This window comes from Pseudomonas sp. IT-P12 (assembly GCF_949767465.1).
Lineage (GTDB): Bacteria > Pseudomonadota > Gammaproteobacteria > Pseudomonadales > Pseudomonadaceae > Aquipseudomonas.
The window spans coordinates 119,647-140,714 of record NZ_CATKPY010000026.1 but is presented as its reverse complement, the minus strand read 5'-3'; the positions used below and the strand labels follow the sequence as shown (position 1 = coordinate 140,714).

Genomic DNA, 21,068 nt, shown 5'->3' with positions numbered 1-21,068 from the left:
CGGCCAGCGTTGCCCGTGTGGGAGTGAGTCTGCCCCTGTCAGGTGTATTTACGCTTGTCCGGCGCCGGTGGGAAGTATTGATACAGCCAGGTTTCGCTCAGCGTCCGATCGTTGGTACGGATAAACAGGCGCAACTCCACCGGGTCGACACGGTCGTTGGTCGGGTACCAATCGAACAGGATCCGGTAGCCCTTGATGTCATCGAGCACCAGCACGCTGAAGTCCTTGACCTCGCCATTGGAGCAGGTCACCACCGGCTCGATGCCGGTGCCGTCGGGCAAGCGCTCTAGTCCGCCGCCGGTGAAGTCCACGGCAAAGCGGCGAGCCCAGACTTCCGGGTAGTGCTCGCCCGGCGCCCAGCCCTCGGTGAAGCCACCCATGCCCGAACGGGTCGCGTGCACCCGTGCCAGCGGCGTGCCGACGGGCGGCAGTGCGCTCCAGTACAGCTTGTAGCCGTAATTCAGCGAATCGCCGGCCGCGACGGGTTTTTTCGGGGTCCAGAATGCGACGATGTTATCCATGGTCTCGCCGGTCGTGGGGATCTCCAGCAAATCGATAGAGCCTTCGCCCCACGCGGTGGTCGGTTCGACCCACAGGCTCGGACGCCGGCTGTACCAGTCGACGGTGTCCTGATAGCTGGCGAACTCATGATCGGTCTGCACCAGGCCGAAACCCTTCGGATCGGTGTCCGCGAAGGCATTGAACTGCAAGGTCGCGGGGTTGTTCAGCGGGCGGCAGATCCATTCGCCGTTGCCGCGCCACATCGCCAGGCGATCGGAGTCATGGATCTGCGGGTGAATGGTGTCGCACATGCGTCGTTCGTGGGTGCCGCAACTGAACATGCTGGTCATCGGGGCGATGCCCAGTTGGTCGATGGCGGTGCGGGCGTTGACGTGCGCATCGACTTCCATCACCACACGCTCGGCCTGGCAGTCGATGTCAAACCGGTAGGCGCCGGTTGCGCTCGGCGAGTCGAGCAACGCGTAGACCACAAAACGGGTGCTGTTCCTGTCCGGGGTCTCGAACCAGAACTTGGTGAAGTCGGGGAATTCCTCGCGTTTTTTGGCGTAGGTATCGACCGCCAGGCCGCGAGCCGACAGCCCGTACTGGCCGGTGGCATCGACCGCACGGAAATAGCTGGCACCGAGGAAGGACACCACGTCGTGGCGGTCCAGTTCCGGCGCCTTGAACAACTTGAAGCCGGAAAAACCCAGGTCTCCCTTGAGCTGCTGGGTGTCGACCGAGGTGTTTTCATAGTTGAATAGCGAGGGACGGAAGTGCACCTCGCGTGCCTGACGCGTCTTCGGGTCGACGCTGTACATGCGCACCGGCTGCTTGAAACCCATGCCCACATGGAAAAACTGCACATCCAGCTGACCTTTCAGATCCTTCCACAGGGAATGATTGGCGTCGTAGCGGATGGCGTTGAAGTTTTGCGGCGTCATGGTCGCCAGTGTCGGCGGCAGCACCTGCTTGGTGTCCTGATAGGCCTTGCCGGCGAGCTGTTTGGCCTGGCTTTTCAGCGTTTCGAAGTCGAAGGCCTGGGCCTCCCCATCTGCCGTCCCGTTACTCGCCCAGGCCTGGGCGGCCAGCAGGCCGGAGGCAGACAAACCGGTGTAGGCAGCGATGGCCATGGACGCTTTGAGCAAATTCCTGCGGTGCATAAATACAACCTGTCGTGAGCAATCCCATGCCGTTCCTGGCAGGTACTGGATCAAAAATGGGGTTCGGACATGCCTTCGGCCAAACGCAACGGACTTAAAACAGATGCCAAATAGCTTAAACGGTTCGCCTTCAGAGCAAAAATGGTTGATGTCAGGGCGATGGCGCAGCAATGAAACAAGACATTTCCGGTTAACGTTTCCCACAGAGACTTCTGAATTAGAGGGCATTTCTGCTTTTTTCGACTAATTACTCTAAAAACCACTTTTCAGCGCCGGGATAGTTTCTATTCTATGGGCATGACCGGTTTCTGCCCTCAGGCCGGTGGGATTCAGTTGGCACGAGGAGGCGGCTGAAAAAGGGAAGGGCGATGCAGTAGTTGCAGGTTTCTTTGACGTTAGAGAAGGACATCGTCCATGTCGAAAGTACAAGGCATCACCGAAATGTTGGGAATCTTCCCCTGCCTGGGTATCGGGCGGCGAAGGCGTCGTCTGAATTCCGAGGAATTGAAGCTGGTGGAGCGCTATCGCGAGTTGTCGGAGAACGACCGGATTGCCATGCGCTATCTGGTGGATGCGATGCGCAGTGTTTCGCGGTTTTGATTGAGCAACGGCGTTCAGTCGCGGCGACGGTGCCGCGGCTGAATATCGATGTCCCGTCGTGCGATCGTTCCGCCCGCGGCTGCAGAACACGCAGGACTTGAATACGGCCAGGCACCCATCGACAGGAGGCGATGAATGGCCATGAACGCCCCGGAGCCCTCCAGGCAACGGGGCGAATAACGTTACCGCCCGACCTTCCAGGCATCCCCGGCCGGCGCCGTACCATGGTCATACGGCTTGCCAATCCACATGTACAGCAACCCCAGACCGATCACGATCGCCGTGCTCAGCACCATGGCGTAGTTGACGTACCACTCGGCATCCGGCGTGCGCGGCCAGGCCATGTTGATGATGGCGCCAATGCCGTAGGCCAGTGCGCCGAGGTTGACCAGCCAGCCCCAGGCACCGAGGGTGAACTTACCGCTGGGTTTCCAGCCTTTGAGGCGCGCGTAGAGGGCGGCGAGCACGATCATCTGGAAGGCCAGGTAGATGCCGATGGCGGCGAAGCTGACGATGGTGGCAACCGCATCCTGGAGAAAGAAGCCGAGAATGATGATCAGCGCCGGCAGCACGCCGGAGACGAACAGTGCGGCAACCGGCACCTGGGTGTTGGGCGAGATTTTCTTCAGTACGCGGCTGCCGATGACCATTTCGTCACGGGCGTAGGAATACAGCAGGCGACTCGCCGCAGCCTGCAGGCTGATGACACAGGAGATGAAGGAAATCATCACCACGCCCATGACCATTTTCGAGCCGACCGGTCCGAACGCGTTGTTGAGAATGGTGCCGACAGGGTCCTTGTCGGTGCCGTTGATCACCGCTTGCATGTCCGGCACGGCCAGAATCAGTGCCAGGCAGGCGAACATCGCGGCGATGCCGCCGATGTAGATGGTCATGCGCATGGCCACCGGAATCTTCTTGCTCGGGTTCGGGGTTTCTTCGGCGACGTCACCGCAGGCTTCGAAGCCGTAGTACAGGAACATCCCCGCCAGGGACGCCGTGAGGAAGGCCGGCAGGTACGAGCCATTGATGCTGATGTCGAAGGTGTTGAACAGCACGCTGATGGGCTGATGACGCTCGAAGATCAGCAGGTACACCCCCACGATCACTGCACCGATCAGTTCGCAGAGAAAGCCGAACATGGCGATGCGCGCCAGCGTCTTGGTGCCGCTGAGGTTGACCAGGGTGGCGAACAGCGTCAGCACCAGGGCGATGACGATGTTGGTGTTGTTGCTCGGTTCAAAGCCCAGCATCGCGGCGAGGTAAGGTCCGGCACCCACGGCGACGGCGGCGATGGTCACGCACAGGGCGATGGAGTAGATCCAGCCGACCATCCACGCCCAGCGCTTGCCGACCAGACGGCGGGCCCAAGGGTACACACCGCCGGAAATCGGGAACTGCGAAACCACTTCACCGAAGATCAGGCACACCAGCAACTGGCCGCAACCGACCAGCAGGTAGGCCCAGAACATCGGTGGCCCGCCGGCGGCCAGGCACAGGCCGAAGAGGGTATAGACCCCGACGACCGGGGAGAGATAGGTGAAGCCCAGGGCGAAGTTTTCCCACAGGCTCATGCTGCGATTGAAGTTGGAGGTGTAACCCAGCTGGCGCAGTTGCTCGGCATCGCTGTCGACCGCTGCTGTGGGGAGTTCGGGGAGTACGCTCATGGTGTGTCAGCTCCGGAAAATCGGCAGATTTCGGATGGCCGAACCCGTGGCGGGGCCGAGAGGGCGCCGCCGGGATCGGTGGTTATTGTTGTGGGTGTGGCCTTGAAACCCGGTGATGCCTAATGCCGGTTTCTACCTTGAAACCGAGGTGACTTCGACGCGAGCAAGTCCGCTCCCCCCTTTGAAAGGTATCGCCCTGTGGGAGCGGGCTTGCTCGCGAAGCTTCGATGCATCAGTGCTTGAACATCACATGGCGAACGACGGTGTAATCCTCCAACCCGTACATCGACATGTCCTTGCCGTACCCGGACAGTTTCTGACCGCCATGGGGCATTTCGCTGACCAGCATGAAGTGGGTGTTGACCCAGGTGCAGCCGTACTGCAAACGGGCAGACAGGCGATGGGCGCGGCCGACATCGGCGGTCCACACCGACGAGGCCAGGCCGTAGTCCGAATCGTTGGCCCAGGCCAGCACCTGCGCTTCATCGTTGAATTTCGTCACCGACACCACCGGCCCGAACACCTCGCGACGCACGATTTCGTCGTCCTGCTGCGCATCCGCCAGCACGGTGGGTTCGAAGAAGAAACCATTGCCTTCCACGGCTTTGCCGCCGGTGACCAGGCGAATGTGCGACTGTGCCACGGCGCGTTCGACAAACCCGGCCACGCGGTCGCGGTGTTGCGCGGTGATCAGCGGGCCCAGTTCGGTGGAGGGGTCATCCTGCACGCCGTACTTGATGCTGCTGACGGCCGCGCCGAGCTTCTCGACGAACTTTTCGTAGATGCCGGCCTGCGCATAGATGCGGCACGCGGCGGTGCAGTCCTGGCCGGCGTTGTAGAAGCCGAAGGTGCGAATGCCTTCCACGGCGGCGTCGATGTCGGCGTCGTCGAAGATGATCACCGGCGCCTTGCCGCCCAGTTCCATGTGCATCCGTTTGACGCTGTCGGCGGTGCTGGAAATGATGTTCGAACCGGTGGCAATGGAGCCGGTCAGCGACACCATGCGCACTTTCGGGTGGGTCACCAGTGGGTGGCCCACGGTGGGGCCGCGACCGAACACCAGGTTGAGCACGCCGGCCGGGAAAATTTCCGACGCCAATTGCGCCAGGCGCAGCGCGGTCAGCGGGGTTTGTTCCGACGGCTTGAGCACCACGGTATTACCGGCGGCCAGGGCCGGGGCGATTTTCCAGGCGACCATCATCAGCGGGTAGTTCCACGGTGCGATAGAAGCGATCACACCCACCGGGTCGCGACGGATCATCGAGGTGTGGCCGGGCAGGTATTCGCCACCGGCCGAACCGCTCATGCAACGGCAGGCGCCGGCAAAGAAGCGAAACACATCGGCAATGGCCGGGATCTCGTCGTTCAGTGCTGCGCTATAGGGCTTGCCGCAGTTGTCCGATTCCAGCTTGGCCAGTTCCTCGCCGTGGGCTTCGATGGCATCGGCGAGTTTGAGCAGCAGCAGCGAACGGTCTTTCGGCGGGGTTTGTGACCAGCTGTCGAACGCCGCATCGGCGGCGCGCACGGCGGCGTCCACCTGGGCTTCGCTGGCTTCGTTGATTTCCACCAGCACGCGGCCCAGCGCCGGGTTGAACACCGGTTGGGCGGGGCCTTCGCCGTTGACGAGCTGGCCGTTGATCAGGAGTTGGGTTTGCATGGCATTGTCCTCTTCACAATTTTTGTTTTCCTGAAGTAACACCTACCCCCCTGTGGGAGCGGGCTTGCTCGCGAATGCGGTTAAACATTCAGCATCACTGTTGGCTGACACACTGCATTCGCGAGCAAGCCCGCTCCCACATCTGGATCCGGTTCCTCCAGTTGAAATCGAGTTACTTCCCGCCACTGCCCGCGACACTCTCGCCGCCACGGGTCAGGTAATAGGCGCCGAGAATCGGCAGCATGGTCACGATCATCACCAGCATCGCCACGACGTTGGTCACCGGTACGTCCCGGGGGCGGCTGAGCTGGTTGAGCAGCCACAGCGGCAGGGTGCGTTCATGGCCGGCGGTGAAGGTGGTGACGATGATTTCGTCGAACGACAGCGCGAACGCCAACATGCCGCCCGCCAGCAGGGCCGAGCCGAGATTGGGCAGCATGATGTAGCGGAAGGTCTGCCAGCCGTCGGCGCCCAGGTCCATCGAAGCCTCGATCAGGCTGTGCGAGGTACGGCGCAGCCGGGCGATGACGTTGTTGTAGACGATCACCACGCAGAAGGTCGCGTGGCCGACGATGATGGTGAACATCCCCGGCTCGATCCCCAACGATTTGAAGGTCGCCAGCAGCGCGATCCCGGTGATGATCCCCGGCAGCGCAATCGGCAGGATCAGCATCAGCGAGATGCCTTGCTTGCCGAAGAAGTCCCGGCGGTACAACGCGGCGGACGCGAGGGTGCCGAGGACCATGGCAATCAGGGTGGCGATGGCGGCGATCTGCAGCGACAGCTTGATCGCCTCCAGCACGTCCGGACGGGAGAACGCAATGCTGATCCACTTCAGGGTGAAGCCCTTGGGTGGAAAGCTGAACGCCGCGTCTTCGGTGTTGAAGGCGTAGAGGAAGATGATCAGGATCGGGAAGTGCAGGAACACCAACCCGCCCCAGGCGGCGATGCGCAGACCCAGGGAAGCTCGTTCAGAGTGCATCGAAGGCCCCCAGTCGTTTGACGATGGTCAGGTAGATGGCGATCAGCACGATCGGCACCAGGGTGAATGCGGCGGCCATGGGCATGTTGCCGATCGCGCCTTGTTGGGCGTACACCATGCTGCCGACGAAATAGCCGGGCGGTCCCACCAGTTGCGGCACGATGAAGTCGCCCAGGGTCAGGGAAAAGGTAAAGATCGAACCGGCGGCGATGCCCGGGATCGACAGCGGCAGAATCACCTGCATGAAGGTCTGGCGCGGCTTGGCCCCGAGGTCGGCGGAGGCTTGCAGCAGCGACGGCGGCAAGCGTTCCAGCGACGCCTGGATCGGCAGGATCATGAACGGCAGCCAGATGTAGACGAACACCATGAAACGTCCCAGGTGGGAGGTCGACAGGGTGCTGCCGCCCACGCCCGGAATGCCCAGCACGAACTGCAGCAGCGGCTCCAGCCCCAGGTGCTGGACGAACCACTGCGCCACGCCGCCCTTGGCCAGCAGCAGCGTCCAGGCGTAGGCCTTGACGATGTAGCTGGCCCACATCGGCATCATCACTGCGATGTAGAAAAACGCCTTGGTCTTGCCGGTTGTGTAGCGCGCCATGTAGTAGGCGATCGGGAACGCGACGATGGCGCTGGCGATCGACACCACGATGGCCATGCTCAGGGTGCGCAGGATGATGTCGAAGTTCGACGGCTGGAACAGTGCGGCAAGGTTGGCCAGGGTCAGGTCAGGGGTGACCGCCATGGTGAAGTCGTCGAAGGTATAGAAGCCTTGCCACAACAGCACCAGCAGCGAACCCAGGTAGATCGCGCCAAACCACAGCAGCGGGGGCACCAGCAACAGCGACAGGTAAAAGTTCGGGCGCCGGTACAGCAGGTTGGAGAACCTGCGCAACGGCGAGCCGCTGACCGGGGTCGGGGTGATTGCCACGCTGTTCATGTCACACCCCGCCTGCGGTGTCGTGCAGCGCGATCATCGCTTCCCGTGCCCAGCGGGCGCTGAGGCGTTGCCCGGTCTGGTGCTGGGCGCTGACGTCCAGCCACTGATTGTTGGCCTGACTGATGTTCAGGGTCTGGCCGTTTTCCAGCTTCAGTTCATAGCGGGTGGCGCTGCCCTGGTACTGGATGTCGTGGAGCAGGCCGCTGACTTCGATTTCATGGCTGGCCAGCGGGCCTTCGGCAAAGCGCACGTGTTCCGGGCGAATCGAAAACGGTTGCGGGTTGCCGCTGAGCTGCTTCGCCAGATCGCCGCGGATCACGTTGGAGGTGCCGACGAATTCCGCGACAAAGGTGGTCGCCGGTTTCATGTAGAGGTTGCGCGGGGTGTCCACTTGCTCGATGCGACCTTTGTTGAACACGGCGACCCGGTCGGACATCGACAGCGCCTCGGTCTGGTCGTGGGTGACGAAAATGAAGGTGATGCCGAGCTGGCGTTGCAGTTTCTTCAGCTCGCTTTGCATTTGCTCGCGCAGCTTCAGGTCGAGTGCGCCGAGCGGCTCGTCGAGCAGCAGCACCCGAGGGCGATTGACCAGCGCGCGGGCCAGGGCCACGCGTTGGCGTTGACCGCCAGACAGCTGCACCGGTTTGCGCCCGCCGTAGCCGCCGAGGGCGACCATGTCGAGGGCTTCTTCAGCGCGGGCGAGGCGTTCGCTTTTGCCGACGCCTTTGACTTTCAGGCCGTAGGCCACGTTGTCGAGCACGTTCATGTGCGGGAACAGGGCGTAGTCCTGAAACACGGTGTTGACGTCACGCTCGTACGGCGGGAGCCCGGCGGCTTCTTCGCCGTGAATCCGGATGGAGCCGGCGCTCGGTTGTTCGAAACCGGCGATCAGGCGCAAACAGGTGGTTTTGCCCGAGCCCGAAGGGCCCAGCATGGAAAAGAACTCGCCGTCCTGGATGTCGATGGAAACCCGGTCTACGGCTTTCACTTCGCCGAACAGACGGGAAACGTTGGTGAATTGGACTGCAAGCGTCATGGTGCGGTGCTCCAAAAAGGCGGAGGCCGTCGCAGCGGCCCTGCCTGGACTTCTGAAAAACAAAACGGTTATCTGCCCGCCGAACACATTTGTGGGAGCGAGCCTGCTCGCGATGGCGGTGTGTCAGTCAGCAATGATGTTGACTGTGATGCCCACATCGCGAGCAGGCTCGCTCCCACACGGGAGGACGGATTAACGGCCGCCCATGATCGCGATGTAGTCCTGGGTCCAGCGGCTGTACGGCACGAACTTGCCGCCTTCAGCCTGCGGGGTTTTCCAGAAGGCAATCTTGTCGAATTGATCGAAACCGTTGGTTTTGCAGCCCTCGGCGCCGAGCAGTTCGCTCTCCTTGCACGCCGCCGGGACCGCCGGCAACGAACCGAACCAGGCTGCCACGTCACCCTGGACCTTCGGTTGCAGCGACCAGTCCATCCACTTGTAGGCACAGTTCGGGTGCTTGGCCTCGGTATGCAGCATGGTGGTGTCGGCCCAACCGGTGGCGCCTTCTTTCGGAATGGTCGACGCGATCGGCTGCTTCTCGTTCACCAGGCCGTTGACCTGATACGGCCAGGCGCCGGAAGCGACCACGCCTTCGTTCTTGAAGTCGCTCATTTGCACGGTGGTGTCGTGCCAGTAGCGGTGGATCAGCGGCTGCTGGGCGCGCAACAAGTCGAGCACGGCCTTGTACTGCGCTTCGGTCAGTTCGTAAGGGCTCTGGATGCCCAGTTCCGGTTTGGCGGTTTTCAGGTACAGCGCTGCATCGGCGATATAGATCGGGCCGTCATAGGCTTGTACGCGACCCTTGTTCGGCTTGCCGTCCGGCAGGTTTTGCGCATTGAACAGCACGCCCCAGCTATCCGGCGCGGTCTTGAACACGTTGGTGTTGTACATCAGCACGTTCGGGCCCCACTGGTACGGGGTGCCGTAGGTCTGCTTGTTGACCACGTACCATGGCGCATCGTTGAGGCGTGGGTCGAGGTTCTTCCAGTTCGGGATCAACGCGGTGTTGATCGGTTGCACACGCTTGCCGACGATCAGGCGCAGGGAAGCGTCCCCGGATGCCGTGACCAGGTCGTAGCCGCCCTTGGCCATCAGGCTGACCATTTCATCGGAGGTGGCGGCAGTCTTCACGTTGACCTTGCAGCCGGTTTCTTTCTCGAAACCGCTCACCCAGTCATAGGCCTTGTCGCTTTCGCCCCGTTCGATGTAACCGGGCCACGCCACGATATCCAGCTGGCCTTCGCCAGCGCCGACGGACTTCAGCGGCTCGGCAGCCTGGACGCTGGCGCTGGCCAGCAGCGCGGTAGTGATTGCACTGAGCAGTGCGGTCTTGTGCACGAACATTGGGTTTCCCTCTTCTTTAATTATGGTCGGGGCAGTGTTGAACGTGGTGAAGCCAATGCCTTTACGGCTAATTGTCAGCGTAGTGCGCTTTTTATAAATGCTGTCCGTGGCGGGCCATGATGTGCCGCACCACGCTGTAGTCCTGAAGCGAATCGCTGGACAGGTCCTTGCCGTAGCCCGAGCGTTTCAGGCCGCCGTGGGGCATTTCGCTGACCAGCATGAAATGGCTGTTGATCCAGGTGCAGCCGTACTGCAGGCGCGCCGCGACCTGCATTGCCTTGTCCAGGTTCTGGGTCCAGACCGAGGACGCCAGGCCGTATTCCGAATCGTTGGCCCAGTCCACCGCTTGCTCGAGCCCTTCGAAACGGGTCACGGTCACCACCGGGCCGAACACCTCCCGCTGGACGATTTCATCGCTCTGCTTGCAGCCGGCCAACAGGGTCGGCTGGTAATAGAAGCCGGCACCGGAATGCACCGCGGCCCCGGTGACCCGTTCGATGTGGGGTTGGCCGAGGGCGCGTTCGACGAAACTGGCCACCCGGTCGCGCTGGCGAGTACTGATCAGCGGGCCGATTTCGTTGTCGGCGTCACGTTTGCCGGCAAAGCGCAGGCTGCCGACCGCCGCGCCGAGTTCGGCCACCAGCCGGTCGTGGATCCCGGCCTGTGCATAGAGGCGGCACGCCGCCGTGCAGTCCTGGCCGGCGTTGTAGTACCCGTAGGTGCGTATGCCTTCGACCACTGCCTGAATATCGGCATCGTTACAGACGATCACCGGCGCCTTGCCGCCGAGTTCGAGGTGCGTGCGCTTCAGGGTTTTCGCCGCGGCCTGCAAGATTTTCTGCCCGGTGACGATGTCGCCGGTCAGCGACACCATGCGGATTTTCGGGTGACTGACCAGGTGGCTGCCCACCCCTTCGCCACCGCCACAAATGATGTTGATCACCCCGCGCGGCAGGATCTCGGCCAGGGCGGGCGCCAAGGCCAGAATCGACAACGGCGTGTGCTCGGAGGGCTTGAACACCAGCGTGTTGCCAGCGGCCAGGGCCGGGGCGATTTTCCACGCGGCCATCATGATCGGGTAGTTCCAGGGCGCAATGGAGGCGACCACGCCGATGGGATCGCGGCGCACCATGCTGGTGTAGCCCGGCACGTACTCGCCGCTGAGCTGCCCGGTCTGGCAACGCACGGCGCCAGCGAAGAAGCGGAACACATCGACCGTTGCGTTCAGGTCGTCCTGTCGAGCCAGGTGCAATGGCTTGCCGCAGTTCAGGGACTCCAGGCGAGCCAGCAGGTCGGCTTGTTTCTCGATGGCGTTGGCGATTTCCAGCAGCAGGTTGGAGCGTTGCTGGGGCGTGGTTCGGGACCAACTGGCGAAGGCGTGGTGAGCGGCCAGGATCGCGGCTTCGACTTGTTCGGTGCTGGCCTCGGCGATGTGCGTCAACACTTCACCGGTGGCCGGATTGAGGATCGGCTCGACAAAACCCTGACCCGCGACCAGTTCGCCATCGATCAACAACGCGGTGAACAACGGAGTCTGCGCGCCAGCCATTTTTCGGGTTCTCTTTTCTTGTGTGGCCATGGTGCTCCCTGTGACTGGGACCGGCCGTCTTATAGATGAATCAAGACTAGTGCCCGGACCCGAGGTCGACAAATACTAAATACTGAAGGTGGCATTCGATTAAATAGATGGCTTGCGTCCGCCGTGCGGTTGTTCCCGGGCGACGGTCAGGAAGGGGTCTACCAGCGCCGGGCGGGCCGTGCCCCGGCGCCAGGCCAGGCCGACGTCGAGGGTCTGGCTCAGGTCGGCGATGGGGCGGGCTTCGATGATGTCGCCCTCCAGCGACCAGGGGCGGTAGGTCATGTCCGGCTGGATCGAAACCCCCAGGCCGGCGGCCACCAGGCTACGCACCGCTTCGGTCGAAGCGGTCTTCAGGGTGATGCGCGGTTGCAGCGACGCCGCCGACCACATGCGCTGGGCGTTGCGGTCCATTTCGTCGACGTTCAGTTGAATCAGGGGTTCGCGGGCCACGTCGGCGAGGTTGATGCTGTCGTGCTCCAGCAGCGGATGCTGCGCCGGCAGCCACAGGCGATGGGGCGAGTGGGTCAGGACTTCGGTCTGCAGGGCATGGCGGTCCTCGAGGTTGGACAGGATCAACACGCCGACGTCGATTTCGCCGCTGACCAGCAAATGCTCGATGTAGGGGCGCTCATCCTCCATCACGCGGATTTCCACATTCGGGTAGGCGCGCTGGAAGCGGGTGAGCAGGTCGGCGAGGTAGTAACCGGCAACCAGACTGGTCACGCCGATGATCAACTGCCCGGCCACCTGATCGGTGCTTTGCTGCAGGCTGCGCTTGGCGTTATCCACCGTCGCCAGGATCAGGTGTGCCTGGCGCAGGAACTGATGCCCCTGGTGCGTGAGGGTCATGCCCTTGGCGTGACGATTGAACAGACTGACGCCGATCTCCTGCTCCAGTTGCTGGATGGCCAGGGTCAATGTCGACTGGGAAATGAAAGCGGTCTGTGCGGCGGCGGAGATCGAGCCGGTCTCGGCCACGGCGATAAAATGACGAATCTGACGCAGGGTCATCATGAGCAGGCACCCGGTGGGCGGTTTTTATCGATTCACTGGAGTGTATATCTTTTTAATCGAATGGCTTGGGTGACGTCGACAGATCTGGGCAACATCCGGAAGCACTCTCGTCGGCCGTCGCCGCCGCGTTTCGATCTAGGCTGGTGGCCTTGAAAAGTCCTTGATGGAGACGACAGACATGAATACCCGTGGATTGCTCGATCAGTTGCTCAAGTCCGGCCAGGACCTGCTGCAGAACAAGGCCGGTGGCACACAGAACAAGGGCCCCGGTGGTGCATTGGGCGGGCTGCTCGGCGGCAGCGGCGGTTCAAGCGGCCTGGGCGGTCTGTTGTCGGGCGCCGGTGGTGGCGCGCTGGCGGCGGGTGCCATGGGCCTGTTGATGGGCAACAAGAAGGTGCGCAAGGTCGGCGGCAAAGTGGCCCTTTATGGTGGCCTCGCGGCGTTGGGCGTGATTGCCTACAAGGCCTACGGCAACTGGCAGGCGCAGCAGGGGGCAGCGCCGGGTCGTGAGCCGCAAACCGTGGACCGTCTGCCGGCGGCCCAGGCCGAGCAGCACAGCCAGGCGATTCTCACCGCGCTGGTGGCGGCCGCAAAGGCCGACGGGCATGTCGATGAGCGCGAACGCACGCTGATCGAGGGCGAGTTCACCCGGCTCGACAACGACCGGGAGCTGCAACACTGGCTGCACGCCGAACTGAACAAGCCACTGGACCCTGCCGACGTGGCGCGCACCGCCAGCACCCCGGAAATGGCCGCCGAGATGTACATCGCCAGCGTGATGATGGTGGACGAGGAGAGCTTCATGGAGAAATCCTACCTGGAGGAACTCGCCCGCCAGTTGAACCTGGCGCCGGGCCTGAAGGCCGAGCTGGAGAAACAGGTGCGCCAGGCCTCCGTGTAACGCTATCCACTGTGGGAGCGGGCTCGCTCCCACCTCGGTTTTCGGGAATGGCCACTACCTATGCCCACTCCACATCCCCCTTGTGCGAGCGGGCTTGCCCGCGAAGGCGTCATCACCCACTGCGCATCATCCAAGGCAGATCCATGTTCCTTTGCGCCAGGATGAGAAGTGCTGCGCAACTGTCTTATAAATGACACACCGCCCTCGGCTATACTCCCCGCATTTGAAACGGCCCCGAGGACTGACTGTGAAGAACTGGACGTTGCGCCAACGCATCTTGGCGAGCTTTGCGGTAATCATCGCCATCATGCTGCTGATGGTGGTCGTCTCGTATTCGCGGCTGCTGAAGATCGAAGACAGCGAAGCCAGCGTCCGTGAAGACGCGCTTCCCGGGGTCTATTACAGTTCGACGATCCGTGGCGCCTGGGTCGACAGTTATCTGCGGATTCAGGAAATGCTGGGCCTGAAAGAGGGGCAGGGCATCAGTGGCGAAGATGTCGCCGACTTCAAGGGCTATGAAGCGCGTGTTCAGGCAGCCATGGCCGACTATCGCGCCACTGTCACGACGGAAGAAGACAAGGTCGAATACGCGGCTTTCGAAAAACTCCATGCCGAATACGTCGAGATACTCGGCGCCGTGCTCGATTTGCACAAGCGCAGTCAGGAGGCGCAAGCCATCGCGTTGTTCAACGAGCAACTGACGCCGGCGTGGACCGCCGGTCGCATGAAACTCAATGACATCCTGCGCCAGAACAAGGCGGTGGCCGACAAGGATATCGAGATCATCGACAACGCCGTGGTCTCGGCGAAAATCGTCATGGGCATCTCACTGTTGGTGGCCGTGCTGGCTGCCGCTCTGTGTGGCCTGTTGCTGATGCGCGCGATCATGGCGCCGATGAACCGCATCGTGCAGATTCTTGAAGTCATGCGCACTGGCGATCTCAGCGGCCGCTTGAACCTGGAGCGCAAGGACGAGTTCGGTGCGGTGGAAACCGGCTTCAACGACATGATGGTCGAACTCACGTCACTGGTGTCCCAGGCCCAGCGCTCTTCGGTGCAGGTCACCACCTCGGTGACCGAGATTGCCGCCACCTCCAAGCAACAGCAGGCCACTGCCACGGAAACGGCGGCCACGACCACGGAAATCGGGGCGACGTCCCGGGAAATCGCCGCCACCTCCCGCGACCTGGTGCGCACCATGACCGAGGTTTCTACCGCTGCCGACCAGGCCTCGGTGGCCGCCGGCTCCGGGCAGCAGGGCCTGGCGCGCATGGAAGAAACCATGCATTCGGTGATGGGGGCTGCGGATCTGGTCAACGCCAAGCTGGCGATCCTCAACGAGAAGGCCGGCAACATCAATCAGGTGGTCGTGACCATCGTCAAGGTGGCCGACCAGACCAACCTGCTGTCGTTGAACGCGGCCATCGAGGCGGAAAAGGCCGGGGAATACGGCCGGGGGTTTGCCGTGGTCGCCACCGAGGTCCGTCGCCTGGCGGACCAGACGGCCGTGGCCACCTACGATATCGAGCAGATGGTGCGCGAGATCCAGTCGGCGGTCTCGGCCGGGGTCATGGGCATGGACAAGTTCTCCGAGGAAGTGCGCCGTGGCATGTTCGAGGTGCAGCAGGTCGGCGAGCAACTGTCGCAGATCATTCATCAGGTGCAGGCGCTGGCGCCGCGGGTGCTGATGGTCAATGAGGGCATGCAGGCCCAGGCCACCGGCGCCGAGCAGATCAACCATGCATTGGTGCAGTTGGGGGATGCCAGCAGCCAGACCGTCGAATCCTTGCGCCAGGCCAGCTTTGCCATCGACGAACTGAGCCAGGTGGCCGTCGGGCTGCGCAGCGGCGTTTCGCGATTCAAAGTCTGATGAGCGAACTCACGGCCAGACGCAGCGCTGTGAAACCGGCGGCGCAGGCGTTGTTCCTGGTGTTTCGCATCGGCAGCGAACGTTACGCCCTGCGTGCGACCGACGTCGCCGAAGTGCTGCCACGCCTGCCCTTGAAGCCGATTCCACAGGTGCCGGCCTGGGTGGCCGGGGTGTTCGCCTACCGTGGCGCGGTGGTGCCGGTCATCGACCTCAGTGCATTGGCCTTCGGTGTCGCGGCGCAGGCGCGCACCAGCACCCGGCTGGTGCTGGTCAATTACCGACCGGACGAGCGCAGCGAAGCGCAACGGCTCGGTCTGATCCTGGAGCAGGCCACCGACACCTTGCGTTGCGACCCCACGGATTTCCAGCCCTATGGCCTCGATAACCGCCAGTCGCCGTACCTCGGGCCCGTGCGTGAAGATGCGCAAGGTTTGTTGCAGTGGGTGCGTGTCGCCGATCTGCTGGATGCGCGGGTTCGCGCACTGTTGTTCCCGTCGCCGCCACTGGATCCGGCGCTGCTGGAGGAGCCGGCATGAACAACGACCAACGGTTTTTCGATTTTCTCAAGGAGCGCATCGGCCTCGACGTGACGTCGGTGGGCCCGGCGATCATCGAGCGCGCGGTGCGCCAGCGCAGCAGCGCGTCGCGTTCGCAGACCGCCGATGAGTATTGGCAGACCCTGCAGGGGTCGCGGGAGGAGCAGCAAGCGCTGATCGAAGCGGTGATCGTGCCCGAGACCTGGTTCTTCCGTTACCCGGAATCCTTTGCCACCCTGGCCAGGCTGGCGATCAGGCGGCTGGACGAACTCAACAACCTGCGTGCACTGCGCATTCTCAGCCTGCCGTGCTCGACCGGCGAAGAGCCGTACTCCATTGCCATGGCCTTGTTGGACGCCGGACTCAAACCCCATCAATTCAAGGTCCAAGGCATGGACGTCAGCCCGCTGTCAGTGGAAAAAGCCAGGTGCGCGCGGTACGGCAGGAACTCGTTTCGCGGCCAGGACCTGACGTTTCGCGAACGGCATTTTGTCGCTGACGGCGACAGCTATCGCCTCGAGACGCGGGTGCTGGAGCAAGTGCATTTGCAGGTCGGCAATCTGCTGGATCCGGCGTTGCTGGCCAACGAAGCGCCCTATGACTTCGTTTTCTGTCGCAACCTGCTGATCTATTTCGATCAACCCACCCAGCAGCAAGTGTTCGAAGTGCTCAAGCGCCTGACCCACGTCGACGGCGTGCTGTTCATCGGTCCGGCAGAGGGCAGCCTGCTCGGACGATTCGGCATGCGCTCGATCGGCATCCCGCAGTCGTTTGCATTCAGTCGCCAGGCGGCCCCCGCGCCTGAACCGGCGCCGGCTTTCGCGCCGACCCCGCTGCCGGTGCGTCAACCGCTGCGCAATGTGGCGCCACCGCCCGTGCGCAACCGGCCCTTCGCTATCCCGACGCCGCTGCCGGTGACGGGTAAAGCCGTCAATACGGAGGCGGCGGCGCTGTTGGCCAGCATCGCCAACCTGGCCAACGAAGGCAAAGGTGCCGAGGCCCGAGCGGTGTGCGAACAATATTTGCGCAACCATGAACCGGTGGCGCAGGTGTTCTACTGGCTGGGGCTGCTCAGCGATGTCGCTGGCAGTGCCCTCGAAGCCCAGGGGTTTTATCGCAAGGCCTTGTACCTCGACCCGCAGCATCCCGACGCCTTGATGCACCTGGCCGCCTTGTTGCAATCCCAGGGCGACACTGCCGGTGCCCGACGATTGCAGGCCCGTGCCGCCCGCAGCGAGCGCGTAGACAGTGAGCGCAAACGATGAATGCCACCGACGGCTTTAGCCTGACCCATGACGACGCCCAGGCCATTGACGACTGCTGGAACCGTATCGGTATCCATGGCGACAAGTCCTGCCCGCTGCTGATCGAACACATTCACTGCCGCAACTGTGCGGTGTATTCGGCGGCGGCCACGCGCCTGCTGGACCGCTACGCGTTACAGCAGGAAGATCGCGGACACGTCAGTACCCTGGTCGAAAGCGAAGTCAGGACCCGCTCGCTGCTGATGTTCCGGCTCGGCGAAGAGTGGCTGGGGCTGGCCACGCGCAGCCTGGTGGAAGTGGCACCGTTGCAGGCCATTCATTCACTGCCGCACCAGCGCTCACGGGCCTTGCTCGGCGTGGCGAACGTGCGCGGTGCATTGGTGGCGTGCCTGTCGCTGGTCGAGTTGCTGGGGCTGGATGGCACGAGCAGCGTGGCAAGCGGCGCGCGCGTGATGCCGCGCATGCTGATCATCGCCGCCCACGGCGGGCCGGTGGTGGTGCCGGTGGACGAAGTCGACGGCATCCATGCCATCGACGAACGCACCCTCGAAGCCGCGTCCCGTTCAGAGGCTCACGCCAATGCCAGGTACACCCGTGGCGTGTTGCAGTACAAAGGTCGCAGCCTGCGATGGCTGGATGAAGAACAGCTGCTGTCCGCCGTGACCCGGAGCCTGACATGACCCCCGAGCAGATGCGCGACGCCTCGTTGCTGGAACTGTTCGGCCTGGAAGCCGAAGCCCAGACCCAGGTGCTGAGCGCCGGCCTGCTGGCGCTCGAGCGCGATCCGACCCAGGCCGATCAGCTTGAGTCGTGCATGCGCGCTGCCCACTCGCTCAAGGGGGCGGCCCGCATCGTCGGCGTCGATGCGGGGGTCAGCGTTGCCCACGTGATGGAAGATTGCCTGGTCAGCGCACAGGAAGGTCGCCTGTACCTGCGCCCCGAACACATTGACGCACTGTTGCAAGGCACCGATTTGCTGATGCGCATCGCCACGCCTAACCATGCCCCGACGCCCGCCGATATCGACGGGTATGTGGCGCTGATGGCGCGGTTGCTCGACCCGCTGGCCGCCTTCGCGCCCCTCGGCACGCCGGCTGTGCCGCCCATGGCCGAACCGCAGACGCCCGTCGTCGAACCGGTCGAGCCGGTCGAGCCGGTCGTGCCGGTCGTGCCGGAGGTCGAGCCGGTCAGCGCCACGCCGACCGAGCCCGTTCCCGCACCGCGTAAAAGCAAGCGCACCACTGAAAACGGTGAGCGGGTCCTGCGGGTCACGGCCGAGCGCCTGAACAGCCTGCTCGACCTGTCGAGTAAATCCCTGGTGGAAACCCTGCGTCTCAAACCGCATCTGGCGACCATGCAGCGCGTCAAGCGCATACAGAACAACGGCCTGCGGGCGCTGGATAACCTCAATATCCACCTCAAGGACCAGGACCTGAGCCTGGAGGCCCGAGAAGCGCTTGAGGATGCCCGCCGCCTGTTGGCTGAGTCCCAGCAGTTGCTGGTGGAGAAAAATGCCGAGCTGGACGAGTTCGCCTGGCAAGCCAGTCAACGGGCACAAGTGTTGTACGACACGGCGCTGGCCTGCCGCATGCGTCCGTTCGCCGATGTGTTGAGCGGTCAGGCGCGCATGGTCCGCGACCTCGGTCGCAGTCTTGGCAAGCAAGTGCGGCTGGAGATCGAAGGCGAGAAAACCCAGGTCGACCGCGACGTGCTGGAAAAGCTCGAGGCGCCGCTGACGCACCTGCTGCGCAACGCCGTCGATCACGGCATCGAAACCCCGGAACAACGGCGGTTGGCAGGCAAGCCGGAAGAAGGCCTGATCCGTCTGCGCGCGACCCATCAGGCCGGGTTGCTGGTGCTGGAACTGAGCGATGACGGTCACGGCGTCGACCTGGAAAAGGTTCGTCGCAACGTCATCGAACGTCAATTGTCGCCGGCCGACACTGCGGCGCAACTGAGCGAAGAAGAGTTGCTGACGTTCCTGTTCCTGCCGGGCTTCAGCCTGCGGGACAAGGTGACCGAAGTGTCCGGGCGCGGCGTCGGCCTGGACGCGGTCCAGCACATGGTCCGCCAGTTGCGAGGCGCGGTGGTGCTGGAGCAGACGGCGGGCGAGGGCAGCCGCTTCCACCTTGAAGTGCCGCTGACGCTGTCGGTGGTGCGCAGCCTGGTGGTGGAAGTCGGCGACGAGGCCTACGCGTTTCCGCTGGCCCACATCGAGCGCATGTGCGACCTGGAGCCTTCGGACATCGTGCAGGTCGAGGGGCGCCAGCATTTCTGGCATGAAGGCCGGCATGTCGGTCTGGTGGCGGCCAGCCAGTTGCTCCAGCGTCCGGCGAGCCAGCACAGCCAGCAGACGCTCAAGGTCGTGGTGATCCGCGAGCGCGATGCGGTCTATGGCGTGGCGGTCGAGCGTTTCATCGGCGAGCGCACCCTGGTGGTCCTGCCCCTGGATGAGCGGCTGGGCAAGGTGCAGGACATTTCCGCCGGCGCCCTGCTCGACGACGGTTCGGTGGTGCTGATCGTCGATGTCGAAGACATGCTGCGTTCGGTGGACAAGCTGCTCAATACCGGGCGCCTGGAGCGTATTGCCCGTCAAGGCAGCCAGGCGGTCGAGGCGGCGCGCAAGCGAATCCTGGTGGTCGACGACTCGCTGACGGTGCGCGAGCTGCAGCGCAAGTTGCTGATCAATCGCGGCTACGACGTGGCCGTGGCGGTAGATGGGATGGATGGCTGGAACGCCCTGCGCTCGGAAGCCTTCGACCTGTTGATCACCGACATCGACATGCCGCGCATGGACGGCATCGAGCTGGTGTCTTTGCTGCGCCGGGACAATCGATTGCAATCGCTGCCGGTCATGGTGGTGTCCTACAAGGATCGAGAGGAAGATCGACGTCGTGGACTGGATGCTGGAGCCGACTATTATCTAGCCAAAGCCAGTTTTCATGACGATGCCCTGCTCGACGCAGTGGTTGAGCTCATCGGAGGAGCAAGGGCATGAGGATCGCAATCGTCAACGATATGCCCATGGCGGTTGAGGCGCTGCGCCGTGCCCTGGCGTTCGAGCCCGGGCATGAAGTGGTCTGGGTGGCGGCCAACGGTGCCGAAGCGGTGCAGCGTTGCGCGGAAAATACCCCGGACCTGATTCTGATGGACCTGATCATGCCGGTGATGGACGGTGTCGAGGCGACCCGGCGCATCATGGCCGAGACGCCGTGCGCCATCGTGATTGTCACCGTCGATCGCCAGCAGAACGTGCACCGGGTGTTCGAAGCCATGGGCCATGGCGCCCTGGATGTGGTGGACACCCCCGCGCTCGGCGCCGGCAATCCCCAGGACGCGGCCGCACCGTTGCTGCGCAAGATCATGAACATCGGCTGGCTGATTGGCGATCGCGGCAACCGCGAGCGGCAGGCACCGAGCCCGTTGCGCAGCAGTGCCCCGCGCCAGCGCCTGATTGCCATCGGCTCCTCGGCGGGCGGGCCGGCGGCCCTGGAAGTGCTGCTCAAGGGCTTGCCGCGGAATTTTCCGGTGGCCATCGTGCTCGTCCAGCACGTGGATCAGGTGTTCGCCGCCGGCATGGCCGAATGGCTGGCCAGCGCCAGCGGCCTGAACGTGCGCCTGGCCTGCGAAGGCGAGCCGCCCCAGCCCGGCACGGTGCTGCTGGCAGGCACCAACCATCACATCCGCTTGTTGAAAAACGGCACGCTGGCGTACACCGCCGAGCCGGTCAACGAGATCTATCGACCGTCGATCGATGTTTTTTTCGAGAGCGTGGCCAGTTACTGGAATGGCGACGCCGTCGGGGTTTTATTGACCGGTATGGGGCGCGATGGCGCCCAGGGGCTTAAACTCATGCGTCAACAGGGTTACCTGACCATCGCTCAGGACCAACAAAGCAGCGCGGTGTATGGCATGCCCAAAGCGGCTGCGGCTATCGATGCCGCCACAGAGATTCGCGCTTTGGACAAGATAGCGCCACGATTGCTGGAGATTTTTGCCAAATGACTAGGTTTCGC

Annotated in this window: 16 protein-coding genes and 2 pseudogenes; 9 read left to right on the top strand and 9 right to left on the bottom strand. The window is 63.1% G+C overall.

What is annotated here, in order from left to right; genetic code table 11:
- Nucleotides 1-38: 38 nt before the first annotated feature.
- A complete protein-coding gene (locus tag ACM6IM_RS25890; protein WP_414866671.1) occupies nucleotides 39-1,664 on the bottom strand; it encodes a glucan biosynthesis protein D in 1,626 nt (541 codons plus the stop codon).
- 414 nt (nucleotides 1,665-2,078) lie between these two features.
- Here ACM6IM_RS25890 and ACM6IM_RS25885 point away from each other — a divergent pair, with 414 nt between their 5' ends.
- A complete protein-coding gene (locus tag ACM6IM_RS25885) occupies nucleotides 2,079-2,264 on the top strand; it encodes a hypothetical protein (protein ID WP_192302578.1) in 186 nt (61 codons plus the stop codon).
- 182 nt (nucleotides 2,265-2,446) lie between these two features.
- On the opposite strand, the gene ACM6IM_RS25880 is transcribed toward ACM6IM_RS25885, so the two are convergent.
- The 8 genes from ACM6IM_RS25880 to ACM6IM_RS25845 form a co-directional block, all read right to left on the bottom strand.
- Nucleotides 2,447-3,931, bottom strand: coding sequence for an APC family permease (locus tag ACM6IM_RS25880; RefSeq protein ID WP_201195330.1), 1,485 nt, complete (start codon nucleotides 3,929-3,931; stop codon nucleotides 2,447-2,449).
- 232 nt (nucleotides 3,932-4,163) lie between these two features.
- On the bottom strand, nucleotides 4,164-5,588 hold the full coding sequence (locus ACM6IM_RS25875) for a gamma-aminobutyraldehyde dehydrogenase (RefSeq protein WP_414866670.1): 1,425 nt from the start codon (nucleotides 5,586-5,588) through the stop codon (nucleotides 4,164-4,166).
- Nucleotides 5,589-5,760: 172 nt separating this feature from the next.
- The gene (locus ACM6IM_RS25870) at nucleotides 5,761-6,570 is read right to left on the bottom strand and encodes an ABC transporter permease (protein ID WP_192302575.1); all 810 of its coding nucleotides are present in this window, start codon (nucleotides 6,568-6,570) and stop codon (nucleotides 5,761-5,763) included.
- Nucleotides 6,560-7,507: an ABC transporter permease gene (locus tag ACM6IM_RS25865; RefSeq protein WP_192302574.1), complete on the bottom strand. Its 948-nt coding sequence runs from the start codon at nucleotides 7,505-7,507 to the stop codon at nucleotides 6,560-6,562. Before ACM6IM_RS25865 ends, ACM6IM_RS25870 begins: the two co-directional genes overlap by 11 nt.
- Nucleotide 7,508: 1 nt before the next feature.
- Nucleotides 7,509-8,543, bottom strand: a complete 1,035-nt coding sequence (locus ACM6IM_RS25860; RefSeq protein ID WP_414866669.1) for an ABC transporter ATP-binding protein — start codon at nucleotides 8,541-8,543, stop codon at nucleotides 7,509-7,511.
- A 192-nt stretch (nucleotides 8,544-8,735) separates the two neighbouring features.
- Nucleotides 8,736-9,887, bottom strand: a complete 1,152-nt coding sequence (ydcS, locus tag ACM6IM_RS25855; RefSeq protein WP_192302572.1) for a putative ABC transporter substrate-binding protein YdcS — start codon at nucleotides 9,885-9,887, stop codon at nucleotides 8,736-8,738.
- A 91-nt stretch (nucleotides 9,888-9,978) separates the two neighbouring features.
- A complete protein-coding gene (locus tag ACM6IM_RS25850; RefSeq protein WP_192302571.1) occupies nucleotides 9,979-11,466 on the bottom strand; it encodes a gamma-aminobutyraldehyde dehydrogenase in 1,488 nt (495 codons plus the stop codon).
- 99 nt (nucleotides 11,467-11,565) lie between these two features.
- Complete coding sequence (locus tag ACM6IM_RS25845) at nucleotides 11,566-12,480, bottom strand: LysR family transcriptional regulator (RefSeq protein ID WP_192302570.1); 915 nt, start codon at nucleotides 12,478-12,480, stop codon at nucleotides 11,566-11,568.
- 178 nt (nucleotides 12,481-12,658) lie between these two features.
- Here ACM6IM_RS25845 and ACM6IM_RS25840 point away from each other — a divergent pair, with 178 nt between their 5' ends.
- The 8 genes and pseudogenes from ACM6IM_RS25840 to ACM6IM_RS25805 all read left to right on the top strand — a co-directional run bounded on the left by ACM6IM_RS25840 (nucleotide 12,659) and on the right by ACM6IM_RS25805 (nucleotide 21,057).
- Nucleotides 12,659-13,381, top strand: a complete 723-nt coding sequence (locus ACM6IM_RS25840) for a tellurite resistance TerB family protein (protein ID WP_414866668.1) — start codon at nucleotides 12,659-12,661, stop codon at nucleotides 13,379-13,381.
- Nucleotides 13,382-13,571: 190 nt separating this feature from the next.
- Nucleotides 13,572-14,096: pseudogene (locus ACM6IM_RS25835) on the top strand (MCP four helix bundle domain-containing protein); the annotation flags it as partial.
- Nucleotides 14,076-15,251 (top strand): annotated as a pseudogene (locus tag ACM6IM_RS25830) (methyl-accepting chemotaxis protein); the annotation flags it as partial. The pseudogenes ACM6IM_RS25835 and ACM6IM_RS25830, both read left to right, overlap by 21 nt.
- Nucleotides 15,251-15,787 (top strand): chemotaxis protein CheW, encoded by a 537-nt coding sequence (locus ACM6IM_RS25825; protein WP_414866667.1) that lies wholly within the window; start codon nucleotides 15,251-15,253, stop codon nucleotides 15,785-15,787. The pseudogene ACM6IM_RS25830 and the gene ACM6IM_RS25825, both read left to right, overlap by 1 nt.
- On the top strand, nucleotides 15,784-17,052 hold the full coding sequence (locus ACM6IM_RS25820) for a CheR family methyltransferase (protein ID WP_414866666.1): 1,269 nt from the start codon (nucleotides 15,784-15,786) through the stop codon (nucleotides 17,050-17,052). The genes ACM6IM_RS25825 and ACM6IM_RS25820 overlap by 4 nt, the downstream gene beginning before the upstream one ends.
- Nucleotides 17,049-17,732, top strand: coding sequence for a chemotaxis protein CheW (locus tag ACM6IM_RS25815; protein ID WP_192302565.1), 684 nt, complete (start codon nucleotides 17,049-17,051; stop codon nucleotides 17,730-17,732). The genes ACM6IM_RS25820 and ACM6IM_RS25815 overlap by 4 nt, the downstream gene beginning before the upstream one ends.
- A complete protein-coding gene (locus tag ACM6IM_RS25810) occupies nucleotides 17,729-20,050 on the top strand; it encodes a hybrid sensor histidine kinase/response regulator (protein ID WP_414866665.1) in 2,322 nt (773 codons plus the stop codon). Before ACM6IM_RS25815 ends, ACM6IM_RS25810 begins: the two co-directional genes overlap by 4 nt.
- Entirely contained in the window at nucleotides 20,047-21,057 is a 1,011-nt protein-coding gene (locus tag ACM6IM_RS25805) for a chemotaxis response regulator protein-glutamate methylesterase (protein ID WP_201195350.1), read from the top strand. The genes ACM6IM_RS25810 and ACM6IM_RS25805 overlap by 4 nt, the downstream gene beginning before the upstream one ends.
- The last annotated feature ends 11 nt before the right edge of the window (nucleotides 21,058-21,068 follow it).

Bases quoted from the DNA above. Each gene is read 5' to 3' on its own strand.
- ACM6IM_RS25850 (WP_192302571.1), bottom strand. From the start codon at position 11,466: ATGGCCACACAAGAAAAGAGAACCCGAAAAATGGCTGGCGCGCAGACT.
- ACM6IM_RS25885 (WP_192302578.1), top strand. From the start codon at position 2,079: ATGTCGAAAGTACAAGGCATCACCGAAATGTTGGGAATCTTCCCCTGC.
- ydcS (WP_192302572.1), bottom strand. From the start codon at position 9,887: ATGTTCGTGCACAAGACCGCACTGCTCAGTGCAATCACTACCGCGCTG.
- ACM6IM_RS25810 (WP_414866665.1), top strand. From the start codon at position 17,729: ATGACCCCCGAGCAGATGCGCGACGCCTCGTTGCTGGAACTGTTCGGC.
- ACM6IM_RS25840 (WP_414866668.1), top strand. From the start codon at position 12,659: ATGAATACCCGTGGATTGCTCGATCAGTTGCTCAAGTCCGGCCAGGAC.
- ACM6IM_RS25825 (WP_414866667.1), top strand. From the start codon at position 15,251: ATGAGCGAACTCACGGCCAGACGCAGCGCTGTGAAACCGGCGGCGCAG.
- ACM6IM_RS25860 (WP_414866669.1), bottom strand. From the start codon at position 8,543: ATGACGCTTGCAGTCCAATTCACCAACGTTTCCCGTCTGTTCGGCGAA.
- ACM6IM_RS25820 (WP_414866666.1), top strand. From the start codon at position 15,784: ATGAACAACGACCAACGGTTTTTCGATTTTCTCAAGGAGCGCATCGGC.
- ACM6IM_RS25870 (WP_192302575.1), bottom strand. From the start codon at position 6,570: ATGCACTCTGAACGAGCTTCCCTGGGTCTGCGCATCGCCGCCTGGGGC.
- ACM6IM_RS25865 (WP_192302574.1), bottom strand. From the start codon at position 7,507: ATGAACAGCGTGGCAATCACCCCGACCCCGGTCAGCGGCTCGCCGTTG.
- ACM6IM_RS25815 (WP_192302565.1), top strand. From the start codon at position 17,049: ATGAATGCCACCGACGGCTTTAGCCTGACCCATGACGACGCCCAGGCC.
- ACM6IM_RS25890 (WP_414866671.1), bottom strand. From the start codon at position 1,664: ATGCACCGCAGGAATTTGCTCAAAGCGTCCATGGCCATCGCTGCCTAC.
- ACM6IM_RS25805 (WP_201195350.1), top strand. From the start codon at position 20,047: ATGAGGATCGCAATCGTCAACGATATGCCCATGGCGGTTGAGGCGCTG.
- ACM6IM_RS25880 (WP_201195330.1), bottom strand. From the start codon at position 3,931: ATGAGCGTACTCCCCGAACTCCCCACAGCAGCGGTCGACAGCGATGCC.
- ACM6IM_RS25875 (WP_414866670.1), bottom strand. From the start codon at position 5,588: ATGCAAACCCAACTCCTGATCAACGGCCAGCTCGTCAACGGCGAAGGC.
- ACM6IM_RS25845 (WP_192302570.1), bottom strand. From the start codon at position 12,480: ATGATGACCCTGCGTCAGATTCGTCATTTTATCGCCGTGGCCGAGACC.